The 19,970-nt window shown below is 61.0% G+C and carries 19 protein-coding genes and 2 pseudogenes; 8 read left to right on the top strand and 13 right to left on the bottom strand.

Annotated elements, in window-relative coordinates:
* Positions 1–119 precede the first annotated feature (119 nt).
* From AU381_RS16155 to groES, 8 genes are all read right to left on the bottom strand, one after another.
* Entirely contained in the window at positions 120–1,361 is a 1,242-nt protein-coding gene (locus AU381_RS16155; protein ID WP_064242767.1) for a flavin-containing monooxygenase, read from the bottom strand.
* A 64-nt stretch (positions 1,362–1,425) separates the two neighbouring features.
* A complete protein-coding gene (locus AU381_RS31240; RefSeq protein ID WP_082910072.1) occupies positions 1,426–1,908 on the bottom strand; it encodes a DUF982 domain-containing protein in 483 nt (160 codons plus the stop codon).
* 39 nt (positions 1,909–1,947) lie between these two features.
* The gene (locus tag AU381_RS16165) at positions 1,948–2,901 is read right to left on the bottom strand and encodes an ABC transporter permease (RefSeq protein ID WP_064242768.1); all 954 of its coding nucleotides are present in this window, start codon (positions 2,899–2,901) and stop codon (positions 1,948–1,950) included.
* The gene (locus AU381_RS16170) at positions 2,891–3,829 is read right to left on the bottom strand and encodes an ABC transporter ATP-binding protein (RefSeq protein ID WP_064242769.1); all 939 of its coding nucleotides are present in this window, start codon (positions 3,827–3,829) and stop codon (positions 2,891–2,893) included. Before AU381_RS16170 ends, AU381_RS16165 begins: the two co-directional genes overlap by 11 nt.
* Positions 3,826–5,013 carry a COG1470 family protein gene (locus AU381_RS16175; protein WP_064242770.1) on the bottom strand — a complete coding sequence of 396 codons (1,188 nt, stop codon included), beginning with the start codon at positions 5,011–5,013 and terminating at the stop codon, positions 3,826–3,828. Before AU381_RS16175 ends, AU381_RS16170 begins: the two co-directional genes overlap by 4 nt.
* Positions 5,014–5,055: 42 nt before the next feature.
* Positions 5,056–6,399 carry a Do family serine endopeptidase gene (locus AU381_RS16180; RefSeq protein ID WP_064242771.1) on the bottom strand — a complete coding sequence of 448 codons (1,344 nt, stop codon included), beginning with the start codon at positions 6,397–6,399 and terminating at the stop codon, positions 5,056–5,058.
* 186 nt (positions 6,400–6,585) lie between these two features.
* Positions 6,586–8,214 carry a chaperonin GroEL gene (gene groL, locus AU381_RS16185; RefSeq protein ID WP_064242772.1) on the bottom strand — a complete coding sequence of 543 codons (1,629 nt, stop codon included), beginning with the start codon at positions 8,212–8,214 and terminating at the stop codon, positions 6,586–6,588.
* 28 nt (positions 8,215–8,242) lie between these two features.
* A complete protein-coding gene (gene groES, locus AU381_RS16190; RefSeq protein ID WP_064242773.1) occupies positions 8,243–8,557 on the bottom strand; it encodes a co-chaperone GroES in 315 nt (104 codons plus the stop codon).
* 355 nt (positions 8,558–8,912) lie between these two features.
* Here groES and AU381_RS16195 point away from each other — a divergent pair, with 355 nt between their 5' ends.
* The 3 genes from AU381_RS16195 (at position 8,913) to AU381_RS16205 (ending at position 10,437) form a co-directional block, all read left to right on the top strand.
* Positions 8,913–9,374 (top strand): Hsp20 family protein, encoded by a 462-nt coding sequence (locus AU381_RS16195; RefSeq protein ID WP_064242774.1) that lies wholly within the window; start codon positions 8,913–8,915, stop codon positions 9,372–9,374.
* Between the two features lie 102 nt (positions 9,375–9,476).
* Positions 9,477–9,986 carry an Hsp20/alpha crystallin family protein gene (locus AU381_RS16200; RefSeq protein ID WP_064242775.1) on the top strand — a complete coding sequence of 170 codons (510 nt, stop codon included), beginning with the start codon at positions 9,477–9,479 and terminating at the stop codon, positions 9,984–9,986.
* A 64-nt stretch (positions 9,987–10,050) separates the two neighbouring features.
* Positions 10,051–10,437 carry an NADH dehydrogenase ubiquinone Fe-S protein 4 gene (locus tag AU381_RS16205; RefSeq protein ID WP_064243119.1) on the top strand — a complete coding sequence of 129 codons (387 nt, stop codon included), beginning with the start codon at positions 10,051–10,053 and terminating at the stop codon, positions 10,435–10,437.
* Positions 10,438–10,637: 200 nt separating this feature from the next.
* Here the strand turns inward: AU381_RS16205 and AU381_RS16210 are convergent, their stop codons facing one another.
* A complete protein-coding gene (locus AU381_RS16210) occupies positions 10,638–10,940 on the bottom strand; it encodes a DUF982 domain-containing protein (protein WP_244520077.1) in 303 nt (100 codons plus the stop codon).
* Positions 10,941–11,348: 408 nt separating this feature from the next.
* On the opposite strand from AU381_RS16210, the gene AU381_RS16220 reads away from it, so the two are divergent.
* Entirely contained in the window at positions 11,349–12,266 is a 918-nt protein-coding gene (locus AU381_RS16220) for a DnaJ C-terminal domain-containing protein (RefSeq protein WP_064242778.1), read from the top strand.
* A complete protein-coding gene (locus AU381_RS16225; protein ID WP_064242779.1) occupies positions 12,263–12,601 on the top strand; it encodes a chaperone modulator CbpM in 339 nt (112 codons plus the stop codon). Before AU381_RS16220 ends, AU381_RS16225 begins: the two co-directional genes overlap by 4 nt.
* Before the next feature lie 331 nt (positions 12,602–12,932).
* On the opposite strand, the gene AU381_RS16230 is transcribed toward AU381_RS16225, so the two are convergent.
* Positions 12,933–13,295, bottom strand: coding sequence for an SPW repeat protein (locus AU381_RS16230; RefSeq protein ID WP_156528616.1), 363 nt, complete (start codon positions 13,293–13,295; stop codon positions 12,933–12,935).
* Between the two features lie 585 nt (positions 13,296–13,880).
* Here AU381_RS16230 and AU381_RS31090 point away from each other — a divergent pair.
* A pseudogene (locus tag AU381_RS31090) lies at positions 13,881–14,024 on the top strand (Hsp20/alpha crystallin family protein); the annotation flags it as partial.
* A 339-nt stretch (positions 14,025–14,363) separates the two neighbouring features.
* On the opposite strand, the gene ftsH reads toward AU381_RS31090, so the two are convergent.
* Positions 14,364–16,199: an ATP-dependent zinc metalloprotease FtsH gene (gene ftsH, locus AU381_RS16240; protein WP_064243120.1), complete on the bottom strand. Its 1,836-nt coding sequence runs from the start codon at positions 16,197–16,199 to the stop codon at positions 14,364–14,366.
* Between the two features lie 179 nt (positions 16,200–16,378).
* Here ftsH and AU381_RS16245 point away from each other — a divergent pair.
* Positions 16,379–16,894, top strand: a pseudogene (locus AU381_RS16245) (LysR substrate-binding domain-containing protein); the annotation flags it as partial.
* Between the two features lie 251 nt (positions 16,895–17,145).
* On the opposite strand, the gene AU381_RS16250 reads toward AU381_RS16245, so the two are convergent.
* Both AU381_RS16250 and AU381_RS16255 read right to left on the bottom strand, forming a co-directional pair.
* Complete coding sequence (locus AU381_RS16250; RefSeq protein ID WP_064242782.1) at positions 17,146–17,748, bottom strand: alpha/beta hydrolase; 603 nt, start codon at positions 17,746–17,748, stop codon at positions 17,146–17,148.
* Between the two features lie 51 nt (positions 17,749–17,799).
* Entirely contained in the window at positions 17,800–18,732 is a 933-nt protein-coding gene (locus AU381_RS16255) for a VOC family protein (protein WP_064242783.1), read from the bottom strand.
* Between the two features lie 121 nt (positions 18,733–18,853).
* Here AU381_RS16255 and AU381_RS16260 point away from each other — a divergent pair, with 121 nt between their 5' ends.
* Complete coding sequence (locus AU381_RS16260; RefSeq protein WP_064242784.1) at positions 18,854–19,753, top strand: LysR family transcriptional regulator; 900 nt, start codon at positions 18,854–18,856, stop codon at positions 19,751–19,753.
* Positions 19,754–19,970 lie beyond the last annotated feature (217 nt).

Raw genomic sequence — 19,970 nt, forward strand, 5'->3', positions numbered from 1 at the left:
CCGGCTGCTGATGCTGGCTGACCAGAGCCTGTTGCAGTTGTACGTCGGTTTTCACGCCTGGGGCGGACTTTCGCGGCATTATCTGTCGAGGGTCCGCAACGCCGATTATCCCACCTTCCTCAGCGGCTCGCGAGTGGGTGGTGAGCGACGAGTCGCTTCACGAGGCGAGCGGCTTCCTGTGGAATTGCCGGGATGGTGCCGGATTTCCGTGTCGACCCGAAATCAAGGCCGGCGAAGAACAAGCCTGCTATGGCCCCCACCCCATCCTCGTGTACGGGTTGGCCGGCTGCGTCGAGGGCGCCAGGCAGCCGGACCCATGAGAAATCGCCGGTGAAGCCCGTGCACCAGACCACCGATCTGACGCCGCTAGCATTCCAATCGATGGACCGGATCGGACGATCGGGCAGACGCGCTTGAACCGTTTCGGCGGGGTCGTTCTCGGCAGGCGGCGCATCAAGACCGGCACGCTCGATATATTCGTCAATCAGCCGTTTTGCATTCGCGGAAACTTCATCGGCAAACCGGATATTGCCGTCGAGCTCGTCGCCGAAGATAAGGCTGCCATTCTCCACACCGCTGAAGCGGCCGAGCAACACCACCCCCTGCGCGCTCAGCGATTGCAGGCTGATCGTGTGGGTCGCGCCAACGAGCGCTCGGGCTGGAAGTTTACCGGAGGGGAGGACGAGTTCCTTGCGTGGGACGTCGAGAAAGCCAGCGAGCGTCAGCCAATTGAGTATGTTGCCTCCACGGTAGTGCCGGACCCAACGGCCGTTGCGGCTGGTCGCCAGGAAGACCAAGCGCCCGGCTTGAGCCAGATCCTCGGCGATCTGGCCGCCCGATTGGCCGCTGCCGACCACCAGCACCGCACCATTCTCAAGATCGGCGGCGCTGCGGTAGGCCGAAGAATCGACCTGATGTATGGCGATCGGCAAATCCGCTGACTCTGGAGGCCGGACCTGTCGGTTTTGGTCGCCGGTGGCAATCACCACATTGCGCGCCAGAAGCGCGCCACGAGCCGTGGCGACGCGAAAAAGCCCATCGTCTTTCGTCAGCTCGGTCACCGGGGTTTGGGTGATTACCGGCAGCAAGTGGCGCTCGGCATAGCCTTCGAGATAGGCCACGAACTCGTGGTGGGTTATGGCGCCCCAGGGATCGGGTCCTTCGTAAGCGTCACCGGGTAAGATGGAGCGGATTGTCGGCGAGTTCAGTCTAAACGAGTTCCATCGCTGCGTTCGCCAGGTCTCGCCGATCCGGCCTCGATCGAGCACCTGGTGATTGCGGCCCTCCCGTCTTAGAAAATAGCTGACGCCGAGACCTGCCGGACCGCCGCCAATCACGAGCGCGTCGAGAACCTCGCTCATGCGTCCCCCTGCAAAACTACAGGTTCATAGCATCGCATACTGCAGCTTCTGGCGGAAGCGGAAGCTAGCTTTCGATCGGCCGAGTCGCACGTGTTCTCAAGGTCTCACTCTGGTCTTCACCGGAACTTTGGGCCAGACCTGCCATAGGCGTCCGGCCCTTTGGAAGACGGCTTTGGGTCGACAGGAGGCTTTGGCGAACCTCCGCGAATGTCCCCGTTCTGTGCTGAAAAAATCGCGGCGAGGGGGTACCGACGCGCTGGTACAGAGCGTCCAAGCGCCTATTCGCGCCGACGATCGTGCCGGCGTCAGGTGCGAGGAGATTGGCCCGCCGCGCGCACGCAACAAGCGTCGTACGAGCGATCTCGGCATCAATCTCGCCCGCAAGTGCCGCTTTGCAGGCATCGAGCGCGATGGAGTGAGCGGGATTCCGCTTTGACGGCGGCCACTCATTCAGCCAGGCGTAGGCCTCTCTGACGCCGTAGATCTCGGCCGGAAATCCGAGACCCACGAAGATTGGTACCGGATGTCGAAAGCGATCGTGCTCCATGGTAATCAACTTTGCGGGTGATCAAGCGCTTGGCAACCGTCATGCCCTGACCTCCTGACGCTGGAAGACGACATAGGCCAGGGTGAACAGCAGGATCATCGCAGCGACCAGTCCCGCGAGCTGCGGCCATACGACCAGGAGGCTTTGCAGGGTCGGTAGCGGTGCGCCGGCGATCGCGCCTTGGACCTGATCGAAGAACAAGGGGCCCACCGACCGCGCCGCGGGGTTCAACAGCATCCCGGTGATTTCGCCGTAAAGCGTCTGAGGCGAGAACCTGCTGACGGCCTGCTGCGTTTCGAACTGCGTGACCACAGTCATCGGATCGAGCGGATCAATAGGGGCCAACACGCTTGCAAGCAGAGGCGCGATCATGTCCCAGAACACCGCGAGCACTAGCCAGACCGACAAGGCGGCCAACGCCGAGGTCGCCGGCGAGCGGATCAAGGTCGAGAATGCGATCGCCAGCGCCAGCCAGACACCGGCGTAGGCGAGCGTCGCGGCCAGATAGGCGACACCCCGCACGATGTCGGCGGCGGAAGGAGGCAGACCGAGGAACAGGATGCCGAGGCCCGTCATGAGCAGCCACAGCGTCAGCAGCGCGATCGCGATGACAAGCAAGCCACCGAGGAACTTTCCGAACAGCACCGCATCGCGGTAGATCGGCTGCGCCAGGAGCCGGCTCATCGTCCTCCGCGCGTATTCGCCATTGACCGCGTCGAAAACCAGCGCAATCGCCACCAACGGCAACAGAAAGCCAAGCAGGGCGGCGAAGGATGGAAGCGGTTCTCGTGCCTCAGTCAACAGCTTCAGGAACAGGAAAGGATCCTCGGCCGTAGTTTCGGTGATGCGCCCGATCGCGCCATAGACGGCGGCAATCGCGGTGAGCAGCACGAGCAGCATGATCAAATGCATCCGCGCGCTGGTCATATGATCGGCTGCTTCCTTGAAGGCGATGGTTGCCGTGCCTTTGAACGGTGAGCCTTCACGCCTCATGGACAACCTCCCGGAAATACCGATTATAGGCTTGGTCGAGCCGCGCTCGGCGAAGGTCCAAATTCTTCAGGGAACCACCAGCATCGACGACGAGGCGGGCGAGCTCCGGGCGAACATCGCGTTCGGCCTCGACAAGCCAATGGCCCTGGCGACCGGCTACGATCGACTTCACGCCCTTGGCCGACGTGCCTATTTCGGAAAGGTCGATGCCATCGGCTTCGACATCGATGATGAATGCGCCTCCCCCGATCTTGTCGGCGAGCTCTTCGATGGTGCCGAGGAACCCGATCTTGCCGTTGCTAAACAAAGCGATGCGATCACACACCGTCTGCACCACGTTGAGCATGTGCGACGACAAAAGGATCGTCATGCCGTCGCGGCTCAGCGCCTGGATCAGCTCGAGCAATTCTTGGGTTGACTGTGGATCGAGGCCCGAGGTCGGTTCGTCCAGGATGGCGACGGAGCACTTGCGCATCAGAAGTTCGGCCACACCGAGCCGCTGACGCATGCCACGGGAGTAGGTGCCGACATGGCGATCTGCCACCTCCGCCAACCGCGCCTTGTCGAGCGCCGCGGCAATGCTTTCCCTAGCAAGCTCGGCAGATATGCCGGCAAGGCGAGCGGTATAGGCGAGGTTTTCTCGTCCTGACATGCTGTCGTAGAATCCGACGGCGTCAGGCAGATAGCCGACCTCTCGCTTTACCTCGAGCGGCTGGCGCAGCGGGTCCTTACCGAGAATGCGCACGCTGCCCTCGGTCGGCTCGGTCAAACCCAGCAGCATCAGGATCGTGGTCGTTTTGCCGGCACCGTTCGGTCCGAGCAAGCCGACGACTTCTCCGGCACGAACCGACAAATCGATTCCGGCAACAGCCACGGTGGAGCCGTAGCGCTTCATCAGTCCTTTTGCCTCTATGACCGTCGTGCTCATCGCCGTCCATACCTCATCACCGCCAGGCCGAGGACGAGCACCGCGGTTGCGATGACGCCAAGTCCGGCCATGCCCCAGATCGTCGACGTGTTGACGGTGACGCGGAACTGAGCCGACTCCGACACGGGCCCGCCGCTCGCGCGCACCGAGACCATGTAGTCGCCCGCTATTGCCTTTTCAGAAGGGGTAATCCTGACGTTCACCTGTCTCGTAGCATCGGGCGCGATCAGATCGACGCGCACGGGCTCGAATTCGACTTTCCAGCCCGACGGGGGGCTGGCCGACAGTTCAATGTCGGTCGCAGGCGCACTGCCATTGTTGGCGAGCGCGAACGGGAAGCTCGCTTCCTTGCCGGCCTCCGCCTGTCCGGAGAGGCGTTCCTGCGGCCCAGTCAATGTAACGTCGGGCTGGCCGGTTACTTCAATACTGAGCTCAGTCGTAGCGCTCGCTCCACCGCCCGCCACTTCGACCACGACCGGGTAGCGGCCAGCCGGTGCTGACCTCGGCGGTGTCACTTCCAATGTCACGTTCTCGCTCGCCCCGGCCTCGATCGGCAAGCCGGTAATCTCTTCCGAGCCATAGCCGCGCTTGAAGCGTGACTGAAATCCATCGGGCACATTGGCGGCGAGACTGAACAGGTTCTCTTCCGCGCCGTCATTGGTGGCTTCTATCTTGAAACTGAATGTGGAGCTGGCCGTACCTCGCAGCGCCGGCAGCTCGGATTTCAGCTCCAAGCCACCCTCCGCCGCCTCCGATAGTTTCACCACAAGGGGAAGATCGGCGGTCTGGTTTGCATATCGCGCTTTCACGTTAATCGGAACGCGCTCGCCACTAGCGCCCTCAGGCGGCGTCAGTTCCAGATTGATTTCCTGCGTCGCATCTGGCGCCACGATGACAGCCGAAATCTCGCGGTTGCCGCCCCTTAGCGACCACGCCCAGCCTTCGGGAACGCCTGTAACTTCGAGTGACGCCCGCTGCGGCGGCAGATTGTCATTGCGCAGCGTCAGCGGGATCGTTTCCGTTTCTCCGGGGCGGATCGCCAGTTCCGGATGCGGTGTCGTGAGCCAGAAGCCGGTAAGCTTGGCGACTTCCTGCTGCTGGTCCTGAGCAACAGCCGGTGTGCATGCAAATGTCGCTCCAAGGGCCAATGCTGCTGCAGTGATCCATCGAGCAATTGTCCTCATCTCATTCTCCCTTCGACGTTCGATATCCGTGCGCGCGGCGACCTAACCGATCACCAGGAACAGTTTCGAGCCGCCGCGAAACAGATCGAGCGCAATCGTACCTCCGGCATCCTTTAACGCCGCGGCGAGCTCCGCGACGGTCGCGATCGGTTGGCGATTGACGGCAACGATCACGTCGCCCATGCGCAAACCCGATCGCTCTGCTGCGCTGCCCTCTTCAATGTTGGAGACAACCACATTACCTGCCGCATCCTCGAACTGCGCGCCCTGCAGGGGAGCGGGTATCGCCTCGGCCCCAGCTTTTGCCGAGGCCGGCTCAATGCGCATTGTCACCGTTTTGCGAGCCCGATCGCGCAGATATTCGATCTCAACCTGCGATCCGATCTGAGCCAGGCCGATACGATTGCGGAGATCTGCCGAGCCGGTGATTTTGCGATTGTTGACGGCGAGGATGACATCGCCCGCTTGAAGGCCGGCATGCGCCGCCGGCGAATTCTGCTCGACGCTGCCGACGACGGCGCCGGAGCTCTCCTCTATGCGGAGCGCTTCGGCCAGGTCGGGCGTCAGGTCCTGAACGGAGATGCCGATCCGGCCACGCCGCACTTCGCCATGCTTGATCAGTTGCTCCATCACGGCCGAGGCCATCGCGATCGGAACCGCAAAGCCAATGCCGACATTGCCGCCGGCTGGCGCGATGATCGCGGTGTTGATGCCGACCAGCAGGCCGTCCGCCGTGACCAGCGCGCCTCCCGAGTTGCCGGGATTGATGGAAGCATCCGTCTGGATGAAATCCTCGTAGCCCTCGACATTGATACCGCCGCGCCCAAGGGCGCTGACGATACCGGAGGTCACGGTCTGACCAAGCCCGAACGGGTTGCCGATCGCGACGACGGAGTCGCCCACCCGGAGCGCACTGGAATCGCCCAGGGGCAGGGCCTTCAGCTTTTGAGCCTCGATCTTCAGCAAAGCTACATCGGTTGCCTCGTCGCTGCCGACCAGTTCGGCCGTGAACCGGCGGCGGTCCTTCAGGGTCACGACAACCTCGCCGGCGTCCGCGACGACGTGGTGATTGGTGAGGATATAGCCTTTGTCGGCATCAACGATGACTCCGGAGCCAGCGCTCAGGCGCTGCTGCTGCTGCTCAGGCAAGTTGAAATATCGACGGAAAAACGGATCGTTGTAGAGTGGGTTGGTTTCGGCCGGAGCTCGGGACCTCACTGCAATGTTGACGACCGCCGGCGTGATCTCCTGGAGGACGTCAGCTAGGGAACGTTGAGTGCCTGTCGAGATGGCGGCCTGCGGCTGCGCCGCCGGTGGCGGCCCAGGAACCATAACGAGGACGAGTGCGGCGAATACGCCAACATATTTCGACGAACGCGTGGTCATCTTTGGCCCCGATTTTTTCCAGATCCTCCTTCGGGAGCGGGCTGGCGGCTTCGGGTCCAGCCTGTCGGAGCCACGTCTCGGGCTCCTGCCGACCTGCTCCAAACCTGTTCGAACGCTTTACCCATCGAGGGGCAAGGCATCGGTTCACGGGGTCCGCGCCCGTCAGGCGCGGACCTATCGCTTCGGTCAGAAGTCCATGCCTCCAGGCGGCATCGGTGGAACCGGTGCTTCCTTCTTCGGCTTCTCGGCGACCATTGCCTCTGTGGTAATCAGCAGCCCGGCGACCGAGGCGGCGTCCTGCAAGGCGGTTCTAACGACCTTGACCGGATCGATCACGCCCTGCTCAAAAAGGTCACCGAACTCGTTGGTCTGGGCGTTCCAGCCATAGCCAAATTCGGATTTCTCGCGCAGCTTACCGACGATGATCGAACCTTCGGCACCCGCGTTCTCGGCGATCTGGCGCACCGGCGCTTCGATCGCGCGGCGGACAATCTCGATGCCGTGCCTCTGGTCGGGGTTGTCGGTCTGAACGCTATCAAGGGCCTTGACGGCTCTCAGCAACGCCACACCACCGCCAGGCAGCACGCCCTCTTCGACCGCCGCCCGTGTGGCATGCATTGCATCATCGACGCGGTCCTTGCGTTCCTTCACCTCGACCTCGGTCGAGCCACCGACGCGGATCACCGCAACGCCGCCGGCAAGCTTGGCCAGCCGCTCCTGCAGCTTCTCGCGATCGTAGTCTGACGTGGTTTCCTCGATCTGCGCCTTGATCTGGGCAACACGGCCCTGAATCTCGGTCTTCGAACCAGCCCCGTCGACAATCGTCGTGTTTTCCTTCTCGACGACCACCTTCTTGGCGCTGCCGAGCATTTCGAGCGTGACGTTCTCAAGCTTGATGCCGAGATCCTCGGAGATTGCGGTCCCGCCTGTGAGGATCGCTATGTCCTCCAGCATGGCCTTGCGGCGGTCGCCAAAACCAGGCGCTTTCACGGCAGCGACCTTCAGGCCGCCACGCAGCTTGTTGACGACGAGGGTGGCAAGCGCCTCGCCCTCGACGTCCTCGGCGATAATCAGCAGCGGTTTGCCGGATTGAACAACCGATTCGAGAACCGGGAGCAGCGCCTGCAGATTGGACAGCTTCTTCTCGTGGATGAGCACATAGGGCTCCTCCAGCTCAACGCGCATCTTGTCGGGGTTGGTCACGAAATAAGGCGAGAGGTAACCGCGGTCGAACTGCATGCCTTCCACGACCTCGAGCTCCGTGACCGCGGTCTTGGCTTCCTCGACGGTGATCACCCCTTCATTGCCGACCTTTTCCATCGCTTCTGCGAGGAAGCGGCCGATCTCCGTGTCGCCGTTGGCCGAGATCGTTCCTACCTGGGCGATCTCATCGTTCCTCGTGACCTTGCGGGCGTTCCCTCGCAGCTCCTCGACCACAGCGTCAACCGCCTTGTCGATGCCGCGCTTTAGGTCCATCGGGTTCATGCCAGACGCCACCGCCTTCGCACCTTCCCTGACGATCGCCTGGGCGAGAACTGTTGCCGTGGTGGTGCCGTCGCCGGCGATGTCACTGGTCTTGGAGGCCACTTCGCGCACCATCTGGGCGCCCATGTTCTCGAACTTGTCCTCGAGCTCGATCTCCTTGGCGACAGTGACGCCGTCCTTGGTGATCCGCGGGGCGCCGAACGACTTGTCGAGCACCACGTTGCGGCCCTTTGGGCCCAACGTCACCTTCACAGCATTGGCGAGAATGTCGACGCCCCGCAGCATCTTCTCGCGGGCTTCGGTGTGGAATCTCACTTCCTTGGCAGCCATTTTTCTACTCCTTCAATCGGCCCGGCTCTCAGGCGACCTTCTTCGCCGAGGTTTCGCTCTCGATCACGCCCATCACGTCGGATTCCTTCATGATCAGCAGTTCCTCGCCATTGAGCTTGATCTCTGTGCCGGACCATTTGCCGAACAGAATGCGGTCGCCCGCCTTGACGTCGAGTTCGACAAGCTTGCCGCTATCATCGCGCGCGCCGGAGCCAACGGCGATGACCTCACCTTCCTGCGGCTTTTCCTTCGCCGTGTCGGGGATGATGATGCCACCGGCTGTTTTTTCCTCGGCTTCAATGCGGCGGACCAGGATGCGGTCATGCAAAGGACGGAACGTCATCTCGCTCTCCTCGTGGACAAACAGGTTTTTTTAGACTCCTCCGCGCCGCATCCGGATCGACGCGGAACGCGCGACGTTTTTGGCATCGCGCCAATCGATCTGGTTTCAGATTTTTGGAGTTTCAAGAGGGTGATGAAACTTTTTTAGCACTCCATGACATGGAGTGCTAAAGCCATGATTTCGCAGCATCATATTTCGCCGATCCTGCTCTAATGGTCTCGACTCGCCTCTTGACCCGACGCTCTGGAGTCCCCAACTCATTCTTGTCGATGCCCAATTGGGGTCGGCCTGGTCAGGGAGCGCCGAGCTTCTTGGCGCTCCCTCGTATCTATGTTGCTCTACGGAGGATGTAGCTATGAGAACAAACCTCGACTTTGCCCCCTTCTACAGGTCAAGCATCGGCTTCGACCGCATCTTCGACCTGCTCGAAAACGCCAGCCTCAACGCCGATAACTGGCCGCCCTACAACATCGTCAAACTTGGCGAAGATGCCTACCGAATCGCTATCGCGGCGGCGGGTTTCGCGGAGGACGAACTGACGATCACCCATGAAGCGAACATGCTCGTGGTCAACGGCGTGAAATCGGAGGACGAAGAGGTACAATACCTCCATCATGCACTTCCTGTACGACCGTTTGTTCGGCGATTTGAACTCGCCGATCATGTGATCGTCGAGGGCGCAAAGCTCGAAAACGGGCTTCTCGTTATCACCCTCAGGAAGGAAATACCCGAGGAGATGAAGCCGCGTCGGATCGCCATCGAAACCGAGATGACGAAACCAGCTTCGAAGCAGATCGTAGGCGACAAGGCAGCCTAGACGGCGCGCACCGCTCGAACCTCGCCTGTCGCCGGGCAGGCGAGGGGAGGGAAACTGCGCCGAACCAAGAGGAGAGAATGAAACCGAAGAAAGGATGAAGCCATGAATGTACGTGACCTGATCCCGTGGAACCGTGGCAGCAGCCAGGTCCCGAGCGTCTATCGCGGCGATGAGATGGATCCGTTCCTGTCGTTGCACCGCAATGTAAACCGTCTGTTTGACGACGTCTTCCGCGGCTTCGGTCAGCCATCGGCGTTCGGTGGCATGACGCCCTTCAATGGATCGTGGCCGACCGTGGAGGTCGAGGAGAACGACAACGAGATCCGCGTGATAGCGGAGGTTCCGGGCATCGATCCAGACGATGTCGAGGTGCTGCTGGACGATGGTGTGCTTACGCTTCGCGGCGAGAAGAAATCGGAAACCGAGGACAAGGATCGCCGGTTCACAGAGCGCTACTACGGGCGCTTCGAACGGCGGCTGGCTCTTGGTGGCCAGGTCGATGAGAACAAGGTCGCCGCGACATTCAAGAACGGTCTTCTCGCAGTGACATTGCCGAAGACCGAAAAGGCGCGAACTAACGTCAAGCGCATTACGATCGACAGCACCAAATGATACCGACGCCAGCCGGCGCGGAATGGCCCGGCTGGCAGTTTGCGAGCGAGCAAGGACGACCTCGATGACCGGGCCCCTGAAGCGGGACGTGCAAACGAACCGTGCTAACCGGAAGTTCGAAGAGCATGTCGACTTGCGCCCTACGATCGACATCAACGGATCGCAAATGGGCGGTGATCGTCTCGCGCGTATTTTTCGGCCGTCACGCTCGGTGATGACTTCGGCGCGCGTGTCGAGGCGACCCTGGCTGCTGGTTTTCGAACAGCAAGTCCCGCCCGTTATCGACTATCTGATGGGCTACACGGGCGGGAGGGACACGCTGACTCAGGTCGAACTGCGTTTTCCATCCCGCGATGCCGCCATTGCCTACGCCGAACGAAACAAACTGGATTACATTGTCGTGGACGACAGGGGCGTGACCTGTAGTTTTCGAGTGAGGGAGCGTGCTTAGCTTCTCCATCGATGCTCGAGGGTAGGTTTCCCTTTCAGTCCCGTCGTTTGCGATCGGCAGAAGGCCCCCGCTGCGGCGGCCTTCATGACGCTTACCAGCTCTATCGAAACACTTTGAGGCGATGGCCAAAGCTCTGGCGCGCCGCCGAGCAAATTCTCGCAAGTGCGGGGCACTTAAAGTGCCAGCCCACTTTAGCCGTTCTAGGCAAGCGAGCGCTGACCGCCAGCGCCCGTCTTCGTCCCGAGCGGTCCGTCCGCGAGCGTCGACATGCCCGCATCTCGGCAGGCCTCAATGAACGCCTCGCGCGCGATGGCGACTGGCGTCATTCGGTTGAGAGCACGGCGGCACGTTTGAACCGCCCGATTGTATTTTCCGCCTCGATCGCTCGCCCAATCCTCTACGAGGAAATCGAGCACATCGTTCACAGAAGCGAAGACCTGGGGCGCCCGGCCCTTCATGTGAACGGTGACGGGAGTCATCCAGACCAATTCCGGGTTGAGCATGATGTCCTCCTTTCGCATTCACACCGGATGAAAAAGAAGTGGAAAACATATTGGTGCGAATTAGCGAAATTCAAGCTCGCAGAACCAAGCGCCGTACTCACAATTCACGCCTTACTTGGCGCAAGATCTGAACAGCAGGAGGCGGGGCGAGGCGTGGCCTGGAGGATGCCCACTAGTTTGGTCGACAACCGCGCCTTGGGCGGGACCGGTCGGTCCGGGTGCATGCAGTTCTTCTGGTTCCGCAAACGCATCCATTTAGCGAACAGTATCCCGATACGCCCGCTCAATCGGGAGGTAATCACCGGAGAGGATGGGCAAGGTCGACTGGAAAGCCCATATTGAGCACTTGCCATAGAGGCGCCGCGCGCCTCAAAGCCTAAGCGCAGGTCAAATCGATGGAGGTCATCGGTGACTGAGGATCCATATCAGATTCTGGGCGTTCCGCCTACAGCCACACAGAACGACATTCGAAAGGCCTATCGCAAGCGCGCAAAGGAATTGCATCCGGACCTGCATCCCGGCGACGAGGAGGTAGAAGCTCAATTCAAGGCACTTTCGGCAGCCTACCATCTACTAAACGATCCCGAGCTGCGCGCCCGTTTCGACCGCGGCGAGATCGATGCTTCCGGGGCGGAGCGGCCCCAGCAACGTTTCTACAGGAACTTTGCCGATACGGATCAGGCCGGCCGGTATACGTCGGCGGGAGGAGCGGGCGAATTCGAGGATCTGTCCGACATCTTCTCCGATCTGTTCGGTCAGCACAGGAGTGGGGGTCGTTTCCAAGCGCGCGGGCAGGATGTGCATTACCAGTTGGAGACCGAGTTCCTGGATGCCGTCAACGGCGCCCGGCGCCGCATCACCCTTTCCGACGGGAATACGCTCGATTTGACCATTCCGCCCGGCACGCGTGATGGCAGCACGCTGCGGCTGAGAGATAAGGGAGCGCCAGGAATTGGCGGCGGGCCGCGCGGAGATGCCCTCGTCGAAATCAGAGTCCGCTCGCACCCGGTTTTCCAGCGCAAGGGCGACGACATCGAGGTCGATTTGCCAATCACGCTCTACGAAGCGGTGCTCGGGGCAAAGATCGAGGTGCCGACCGTCTCCGGACGGGTATCGATGACCGTGCCGAAAGGGTCGAACACCGGCGATGTCCTGCGTCTCAGGGGGAAGGGGGTGAAGAGTGGACATGGCCCCGCTGGCGATCAGCGTGTCAAGCTGCAGGTGGTTTTGCCCGACAAGGTAGATCCGGCTCTCGAGGCTCTCATGGAAACCTGGCGCCGGGCGCATCCTTATGATCCGCGGGATATGCTAAGGAGGGCGTCATGAGACTGACAGAGGGGCAGGTTCTCGAACTCTTCCGCACTCTCACGGCCAGACAGTTGCGCCAGTGGGTGCGTCGCGGCTGGATCGTGCCGTCTCAAGTAGAGAGCGTACCACTATTCGATGATGTCGACATCGCTCGACTCCGCCTGGTTTGTGAACTCCGGGACGACATGAACGTCAATGATGACGCCGTGCCGATCATCCTCGCGCTGTTGGATCAGCTCTATGGTTTGAGACGAGAGCTCAGAACGATTGCGGGCGCCCTGCGGCGTCAGCCTGATGACGTCCGTCAGGAGGTCATGCGGGCCCTTTCGGTCATCGTGACGCGACAACAATAGTGAAGTTGGCATCGTCCTTCACTGATCCGCCTTCCCAATTTGTCCATGTTGCGTCGGCAACTTGATCGGTGCCCCGGTGTGGTGCCAAGCCATGAAGGCGGGTCACTTGCGGGTACGACTCGAGCTGGGCGAGGAATCGACGATGTCGTCGGGTTCGCTCGGAACGGGCATCTCCTCGTCGCATGTGCTCTTGTGGGACTCGCCAGCGACCGCGAACGAACTTTGTGCCGCGTGCGTCATGTTCTGCTCCATACTCAGACTTGCAGATATCCCCGAGGGTCTGCTCGGAGAATGCCCGCCGCCGGGGCGGCGGGCATGAGGGCCGGGCCGACTAGGCGCGGGCATGCGGGTTCTGGCGTTCGTCCCACAACGCCCAAGCCGATATCGCCGCGACGAGCAGGCCCAGGACCACATGTGTCCACATGGCATTCACATTCGCGGCGAAGTCGAGCAGCCACGGCGAGACCACCAGCCAGATCCCGATCACCATATTCGCCCATTCCTCCCACTCCGAGAACGCAGTCAACGTGGCGAGCGCCAAAACGCCTATGACGACACCAACGATCCACGCGTTCCAGGCGGCCATGAACTCACCAGCGAAGCCCATGACCCACGGTGAGACGAAAAGGGCGACCGCCAGGACGAGGTTCAACCAGTCCTGCGGCTTTTTTCTTTCCATCAGCGTTGCCATCACAACCTCCACGGATGATGAAGTCGAATGAAGTTGCGCCTATCTCAAGCAGGCGCAAAAATTAGATAATTAGCGGAAAATTGCTTTCAATACCGAATGCCCTATCTCGGACGGATGAAGTATCGCCTTCGCGAGCGGTCGCCATTTTTCTCGATCGGACCATTTGCTGCGAGACGTTTGTGAAGCAAGGGAGTTGAGCCATAGGTCAAACCACACCTCAGAAACAACCCCCCAAAGTCGAGAAATCGGCTCCGGCCGGGCGGGCTCAATTTTCCCTGTTCAAGATCTCCGTCGAGAGATCGACCAGATTTTCGACGACTTGAATCCGCTAGGCTGGCGATCCTTGCCCGAACGCATGCGCGCGTTCGGCATGCCGTCGTTCGAGAGAGCCGCCTGGCATATGTCTCCGGTGGTCGACGTGATCGAGTCGGACAAGGAATACAAGATCACCGCCGAGATGCCCGGAATGGACGCGAACGAGGTCGAAGTGAAGGTCGCTAACGGCCTGCTTTCGATGAGCGGCGAAAAAAGGAGGAAAAGGAGGAACGCGAGAAGGATCGCTTTGTCTCGGAGCGCCGTTACGGCGCCTTCCAGCGGGCCTTCCAGTTGCCGCCCGGCGTCGATGCCGACAAGATCGACGCCACCTTCGCGAAAGGTGTCCTGACGGCCCACCTGCCGAAGACCGCTGAAGCGATGAGCAATGAGAAGAAGATCACGGTCAAGGCAGCGTAAGCGTTGCCCTGAGGCCTCGACTGGCACGCCCTCGAGGTCAAGACACTGAGCCCCGCGCGGCGACTTCCGCTGCGCGGGGCCTCCAGCCGGTCGAGAACGGCTGCTGCGACGGGTTGATTTGCTGCGCGCCCCTTGAGCGTGAACCACGTGTCTGGAGGGCTCCGCTGGAGTTGCAGTCTGAGCGCCCCAGAAAGAACAGGAACGCAGGTTCGAATCTCATCAGGGCGAGGGAACAAGATTGCCGGTTCCTGGCTGGACAGGTCATTCCTGACGAGGCGAGGAAATCGACGCCTTCGAAATAGCGGCACAGGCGGAAAACTGCACCGCTTCCTCATCCGGCTAAGCTGGTCGGGCAAGCCGGTGTGTGCCCGCGTGCTCGCCCGCCAACTCCCGCAATTCGTCTTCTGTGATCGTCTCGCGTTCCAGCAGGAGCTTGGCTGATCGCTCCAGCAGCGGACGCCGCTCTTTGAGCAGCGACACAGTGCGCTCGAAGGTTTCGTCTACGATCGTGCGCACCTGCTCGTCAAGAATGGCCGCGGTCGCTTCGGAATAGTCGCGCTCACTCGATCCATAGAGCGGCTCGGGTGTCAGGAGCGAGCGCCGATCCCGCTCGAGCGCCACGTGGCCTAGTTTTTCCGTCATGCCGTAGCGCGCGACGATGGCTCGGGCTATGTCGGTGACCTTGACCAGGTCGTCGGCGGCGCCGGTCGAGAGATGACCGAAGATGATCCATTCGGCGGCGCGACCGCCGAGCAGCACCGCCATCTTGTTTTCGAGCTCTTCCTTGGTCATCAGGAACCGATCCTCTGTTGGGCGCTGGATCGTGTAGCCAAGCGAACCGATGCCGCGCGGAATGATCGAGACCTTGTGCACCGCATCGAGACCGGGCAAGCTCATGGACATCAAGGCATGCCCCATCTCGTGATAGGCGACGATCTGGCGTTCCCTCGAATTGAGCAGGCGGTTGCGCTTCTCCAGGCCCGCGATGATCCGCTCGATGGCATTGTTAAAGTCTTCCATGGTTACCGCATCGGCCTTGCGCCGTGTGGCGAGGAGGGCCGCCTCATTGACGAGATTGGCTAGGTCCGCGCCGGTGAAGCCGGGCGTGAGTGCGGCGATCTGCTCCGGCTGGACATCCGTCGCAAGCTTCGCCTTCTTGAGGTGCACGTTTAGGATCTGGATGCGGCCCTGCTTATCAGGCCGGTCGACAAGCACCTGGCGATCGAAGCGTCCGGCTCTGAGCAGCGCCGGGTCGAGAATTTCCGGCCGGTTGGTCGCGGCAAGCAGGATAAGGCCGACCGAGGAATCGAAGCCGTCGAGTTCCACCAACAGCTGGTTCAAGGTCTGCTCCTTCTCGTCGTGTCCCCCGGCGATTGGGCCGATGCCCCGCGCACGGCCGAGTGCATCTAACTCATCGATAAAGACGATCGCCGGCGCCTTCTCGCGGGCCTGCTCGAAAAGATCGCGGACCCGAGCCGCGCCGACACCCACGAACATTTCGACGAACTCGGAACCCGAGATCGAGAAGAAGGGCACCCCGGCTTCACCAGCGACCGCTTTCGCAAGCAGTGTCTTGCCTGTGCCGGGCGGCCCAACCAGCAGAATGCCCTTCGGCATGCGGCCGCCGAGCCGGCCATAGCTCTTCGGGTCCTTCAGGAAGTCGACGATTTCCTTCAGCTCGTCCTTGGCTTCGTCGACGCCCGCAACGTCCTTGAACGTCACCCCGGTGTCCTTCTGCACATAGATTTTGGCTTTCGATTTGCCGATCTGCATCAGCCCGCCGCCGACGCCGGCACCGAAGCGCCTCAGAATGAGCATCCAAATGCCGACGAAGATCACCGCTGGCAGGACCCATGAGAGGATGTCTCGCAGGAAGGTGCTTTCGATCCGGCCAGTCACGATGACGCCATGCTCCTGCATCTGCCGGGCAAGGTCCGGCTCGACGCGTGTGGTTATGAACATGGGCTTGCCGTCCTGCGGAGTTTTGAAACGTCCCTGGATGAACTGGTCTGAGACCGCGACCTCTGCGATCTTACCTTCGTCGAGATAAGATTCGAACTCGCTATACGGGATCTGGGCCACCTGTGTAGCGGTCGCGAAGATGTACTGGAAAGCCATCAGTGCGAAAAGGGCCGCGACCCAGTACCAGATGTTAAACTTCATCTGCTTGTTCATTTTGGTGGCCCTCGGGGGCGGCAGCATCTTTCGCATCGGAGATTCGACATCTGGAAAGATTTCAGAGCGCGCCGTCCGGCAACGAAACGCCGCCCGCTTGCCGGCGGTTCCCTCGAACTTCCTGCTTGCGCAGAAGCTGTCCGGAACATTATTTGCTCGGTCACTTGCGGCGAGCGAACCAGCAGGAATTTCAGCCGGCGAAGGCCGAACGACTGTTCACGCTTGCCCCGAACAGCTACGTGGAGCTTGTGTTGATGCCGGCCCTGGTCGCGAGGACGCGAGAGCGAGCGCCGGGCAAGCTCCGCATGATCGGCATTCGGCAACGATCTCGCCGAGACCGGCATCATGTCCGGTATCACGGCGATGGTGCTTGGCCGGATCGTCCATCCGCCGGACAACCTTGTCGTCCAGCATCTGATGGACGATGGGCTCGCCTGCGTGGTGCGTGCTGACCATCCCGACGTTTGAGAGCGTATTTCCCGGGAACAATACGAGGGCTCAAGCTTGTGAACGTGCTCCCGCCGGGCCTGCTGCGCGCGGGTCTCTTCCAGGCATTGGGGCGACAAAACCTCAAGCGAGAGGTTGCCGTTTCTGTAACGCACTTCCTTGCCGTGCCTGAGATGCTTGTCGTTACGGACTACTGCGCAACGCTGCCGGGGCTGATCTGTCGGAGCCTTGAGCGGGATCCGCGCCTCAATAACTGCGGAAGAGACCTGAGATCGCTTTCCTGTGTTTGAGTTGAATGCCCGCAAAAGGGGCCAACACCGGAAATCTCGAGCGATATCGACGAGCGGCAGCAATCGATCGAGAGTTCGTCTTCAGTCGCGGCCGGCCTTAGATCTGCGTTCGGCAGGTGTGAATAAATAGATGTTGGCGGCGCCTCAGGAGGAACACCTTTCGCTGCAAGTCCGCCCGTTGCCAAGGCGGCCGGTCGCCGCCGATTTCTTCAGGTCAGGAACGATTGCAATGCTTGCAATTCCTCGGGTCGGATCTCATGTCCACCGGAATGGTAGCATGCTTCTGCGCGGGCCTTCTGTGCCGCAAAGTGGTCGACGAGCCGCTCTGTGAGGGGCAGCGGGCAAATAGGATCGCGTTGGCCAGCGGTGATCAGGATTCGACGATCTTTCAACTGCTTGTTAACCGCGGGGACCCAAGGAATGAGCGGATGGAGCAGGGCAGCTCGATCGAAAAGCTGCGGCTGGCTGAACAGAGTCGATGCCAGGATGTTTGCCCCGTTTGAATAGCCGAACGCGTATATTGCCCGTCCGGGATTTTCCGCTTTGTGGGCAGCAATGAACTCGACCATCTTATCTGTTCGTCTGGCCAGGTCCTGCATGTCGTAGGAGCCTTCGCTCGTCCGGCGAAAGAAGCGCAGTTCGCCAAATTCCGACACGTCCCCACGCGGAGAAACCAGCCCGGCATCCGGCAAGATTTGCCTGGCCAGCTCGGCGAACTGATCTTCGTCTCCACCCGTGCCGTGGAACGTAAAGACGATGGGCGCGTCGCGTCGTGGCGCTCTTATGAGCGCCTGATAGGATGAGGTCGTCATGGTGGTTTTCTCCCTCGGGCCGGACCCGAATTGCCGTGGTCCCGAAGCGAGCTAGTCTCTGATCGGCTCGAGACGGCGTGAGATCTCGTCGCGATAGGGCTCGTAGCGCGTGGGAAGCTTCAGGGCCTCGCCGAGGTGCCCGGTGTCTTCGTCGCGATCAAATCCCGGCTCGTTGGTGGCGATCTCGAACAGGACGCCGCCGGGCGTGCGGAAGTAGATCGCCCAGAAGTAGTCGCGATCGATGACTGGCGTGACCTGATAACCGGTGCCGATCAGCGCCTTGCGGACCTCAAGCTGGGCAGCGCGATCGTCTACTGCGAAGGCGATGTGATGCACCGAGCCGGCGCCGAGGCGGGCGAGATCGGCACTGGGAACGACTTCCAGGTCGACGACGTCAGCACCGTTGCCGCCGCTGATCGCAAAGCGCGACCACTCGCCTTTGCGGTCGACCTCCTGGTAACCCATGAAGCTCAGAAGTTCCCGCGTGGCGCCCGGATCCGTAAGACGCAGAGTTGCGCCGTGGAAACCCTTGACGGCCTTGTCCGCGTCGACCTCTGTGCCGGCCCAGCCGCGGCGCCGATCGTCTTTGACTTCGACCAGCGAGAAGGCATCGCTGTCGGGGCCTTTGAAGCGCAGACGCTTCTCGCCCCAGAGTTGGTGCTCAGAAAGTCCGTCGACGCCGCGCGAGGCGAGCCGCTCTTTCCAGTAGCCGAGCGTGCCCTCAGGGATTGCAAAGGAGGTCTCGCCCACTTCGCCAGCGCCAGGACGTCCCCTGGCAATATGGGGAAACGGGAAATACGTCATCACCGAGCCTGGCGTACCGATCTCGTCACCATAGTAGAGGTGATAGACCTCCGGATCGTCGAAATTGACTGTCTTCTTGACGCGGCGCAAACCGAGCGCCTTGGTGAAGAAGTCGCTGTTCTCCTGGGCGCTGGCGGCCATCGACGTGACGTGATGAAGGCCTTTGATCTGTGTGAGCATGGCAGGTTTCCCTCCGGGGTAGCGTGTATCGGCTGATCTGGAGAGAAAATCGCTCAGGTCCTCGCGAAAGTGAACAGGAATAATATTGACAAAATTATTGCACATACTGCAATAAAACAGCATGGGCGATCTGAGCGATATCCGAGTATTCCTGGCCGTTGCGCAGCAGCGCAGCTTCACGGCGGCGGCGCGACAGTTGTCAATGACACCGCCGACCGTGACCCGTGCCGTCAGCGCGCTGGAGGAGAGCCTGGGAGTGCAGCTTCTGCTGCGCACCACGCGTCAGGTTTCCCTGACATCTGCCGGCGCCGTTTACGCGGCGCGCGTGGAGCCATTGATCAGACAGTTTGATCAGGTGAGAGAGGATCTGCGCGAAGAGCAAGGGGAGGTGGCCGGGCTGATCCGCATCAATGCGCCGCTTTCACTTGGTCAACAACTGCTGCCGGACATCGTCTCAGGATTTCGAGCCGAATATCCGCGGACGAGCGTTTCGCTGTCTCTAACCGACCGCTTCATCGACATCGTGTCCGAGCGTTTCGATCTCGCATTGAGAGTTTCGGAGGCGCCGCGCGACAGGTCGACGATATGGCGCAAAGTGTGTCGCGTGCGGCGCATCCTTGTCGCCTCCCCAGGCTATCTCGCCGCTTTCGGGATACCAGAGACGCCCGATGATCTCCATCGACATGCCTGTATCGCCTACGACGAGGAGGCGATCGCCGAGAGCTGGGAGCTGACGAATGGCGGGCGTACCCGAAAGGTATCGGTCGGCAAAGTACTGGCGGCGAACAACGGCGAGTTAATCGCCCGACTGGCGGAAGGCGGGCAGGGCGTAGCCTTGCTGCCGCATTTCATCGTCGACGATGCGCTGTCGCGCGGCACGCTGAAGCAGGTCCTTGCCAAGTGGGAGCCTCCCGAGCTGTGGCTGACATTGTATTACCCGCCCTACGAGAAGCTGCCGATGCGCGTTGCAAGGTTCTCGGACTTCTTCGAAATGTACATTACCCATACGCGCCCGCTGTGAGGCAAGGCGAACCCCAGTCCTGTTTTCGGCTCGAAGCCGTCCTTTCCGGCAAAAGGCGAGCAAATGTTACAAGAAATTGACGGCGCCCGCGGGCATGCTTCCTTTCAATCGGACATACAGGGCTTATATCGAGCCCTTCTGCTGTCGAGATATTCCAAGTCGGGAACGCCGGCACTGTCGCGACCCGGCCTCTCGGAGCAGCAGAGCAGCATCTGGG

The sequence above is a fragment of the Sinorhizobium glycinis genome (genome assembly GCF_001651865.1).
GTDB classification, from domain to species: domain Bacteria; phylum Pseudomonadota; class Alphaproteobacteria; order Rhizobiales; family Rhizobiaceae; genus Sinorhizobium; species Sinorhizobium glycinis.

Excerpts from the sequence above, each read along its gene's own strand:
- AU381_RS16155 (WP_064242767.1), bottom strand. The coding sequence starts at position 1,361 with ATGAGCGAGGTTCTCGACGCGCTCGTGATTGGCGGCGGTCCGGCAGGT.
- AU381_RS31240 (WP_082910072.1), bottom strand. The coding sequence starts at position 1,908 with ATGGAGCACGATCGCTTTCGACATCCGGTACCAATCTTCGTGGGTCTC.
- AU381_RS16165 (WP_064242768.1), bottom strand. The coding sequence starts at position 2,901 with ATGAGGCGTGAAGGCTCACCGTTCAAAGGCACGGCAACCATCGCCTTC.
- AU381_RS16170 (WP_064242769.1), bottom strand. The coding sequence starts at position 3,829 with ATGAGCACGACGGTCATAGAGGCAAAAGGACTGATGAAGCGCTACGGC.
- AU381_RS16175 (WP_064242770.1), bottom strand. The coding sequence starts at position 5,013 with ATGAGGACAATTGCTCGATGGATCACTGCAGCAGCATTGGCCCTTGGA.
- AU381_RS16180 (WP_064242771.1), bottom strand. The coding sequence starts at position 6,399 with ATGACCACGCGTTCGTCGAAATATGTTGGCGTATTCGCCGCACTCGTC.
- groL (WP_064242772.1), bottom strand. The coding sequence starts at position 8,214 with ATGGCTGCCAAGGAAGTGAGATTCCACACCGAAGCCCGCGAGAAGATG.
- groES (WP_064242773.1), bottom strand. The coding sequence starts at position 8,557 with ATGACGTTCCGTCCTTTGCATGACCGCATCCTGGTCCGCCGCATTGAA.
- AU381_RS16195 (WP_064242774.1), top strand. The coding sequence starts at position 8,913 with ATGAGAACAAACCTCGACTTTGCCCCCTTCTACAGGTCAAGCATCGGC.
- AU381_RS16200 (WP_064242775.1), top strand. The coding sequence starts at position 9,477 with ATGAATGTACGTGACCTGATCCCGTGGAACCGTGGCAGCAGCCAGGTC.
- AU381_RS16205 (WP_064243119.1), top strand. The coding sequence starts at position 10,051 with ATGACCGGGCCCCTGAAGCGGGACGTGCAAACGAACCGTGCTAACCGG.
- AU381_RS16210 (WP_244520077.1), bottom strand. The coding sequence starts at position 10,940 with ATGCTCAACCCGGAATTGGTCTGGATGACTCCCGTCACCGTTCACATG.
- AU381_RS16225 (WP_064242779.1), top strand. The coding sequence starts at position 12,263 with ATGAGACTGACAGAGGGGCAGGTTCTCGAACTCTTCCGCACTCTCACG.
- ftsH (WP_064243120.1), bottom strand. The coding sequence starts at position 16,199 with ATGAACAAGCAGATGAAGTTTAACATCTGGTACTGGGTCGCGGCCCTT.
- AU381_RS16250 (WP_064242782.1), bottom strand. The coding sequence starts at position 17,748 with ATGACGACCTCATCCTATCAGGCGCTCATAAGAGCGCCACGACGCGAC.
- AU381_RS16255 (WP_064242783.1), bottom strand. The coding sequence starts at position 18,732 with ATGCTCACACAGATCAAAGGCCTTCATCACGTCACGTCGATGGCCGCC.
- AU381_RS16260 (WP_064242784.1), top strand. The coding sequence starts at position 18,854 with ATGGGCGATCTGAGCGATATCCGAGTATTCCTGGCCGTTGCGCAGCAG.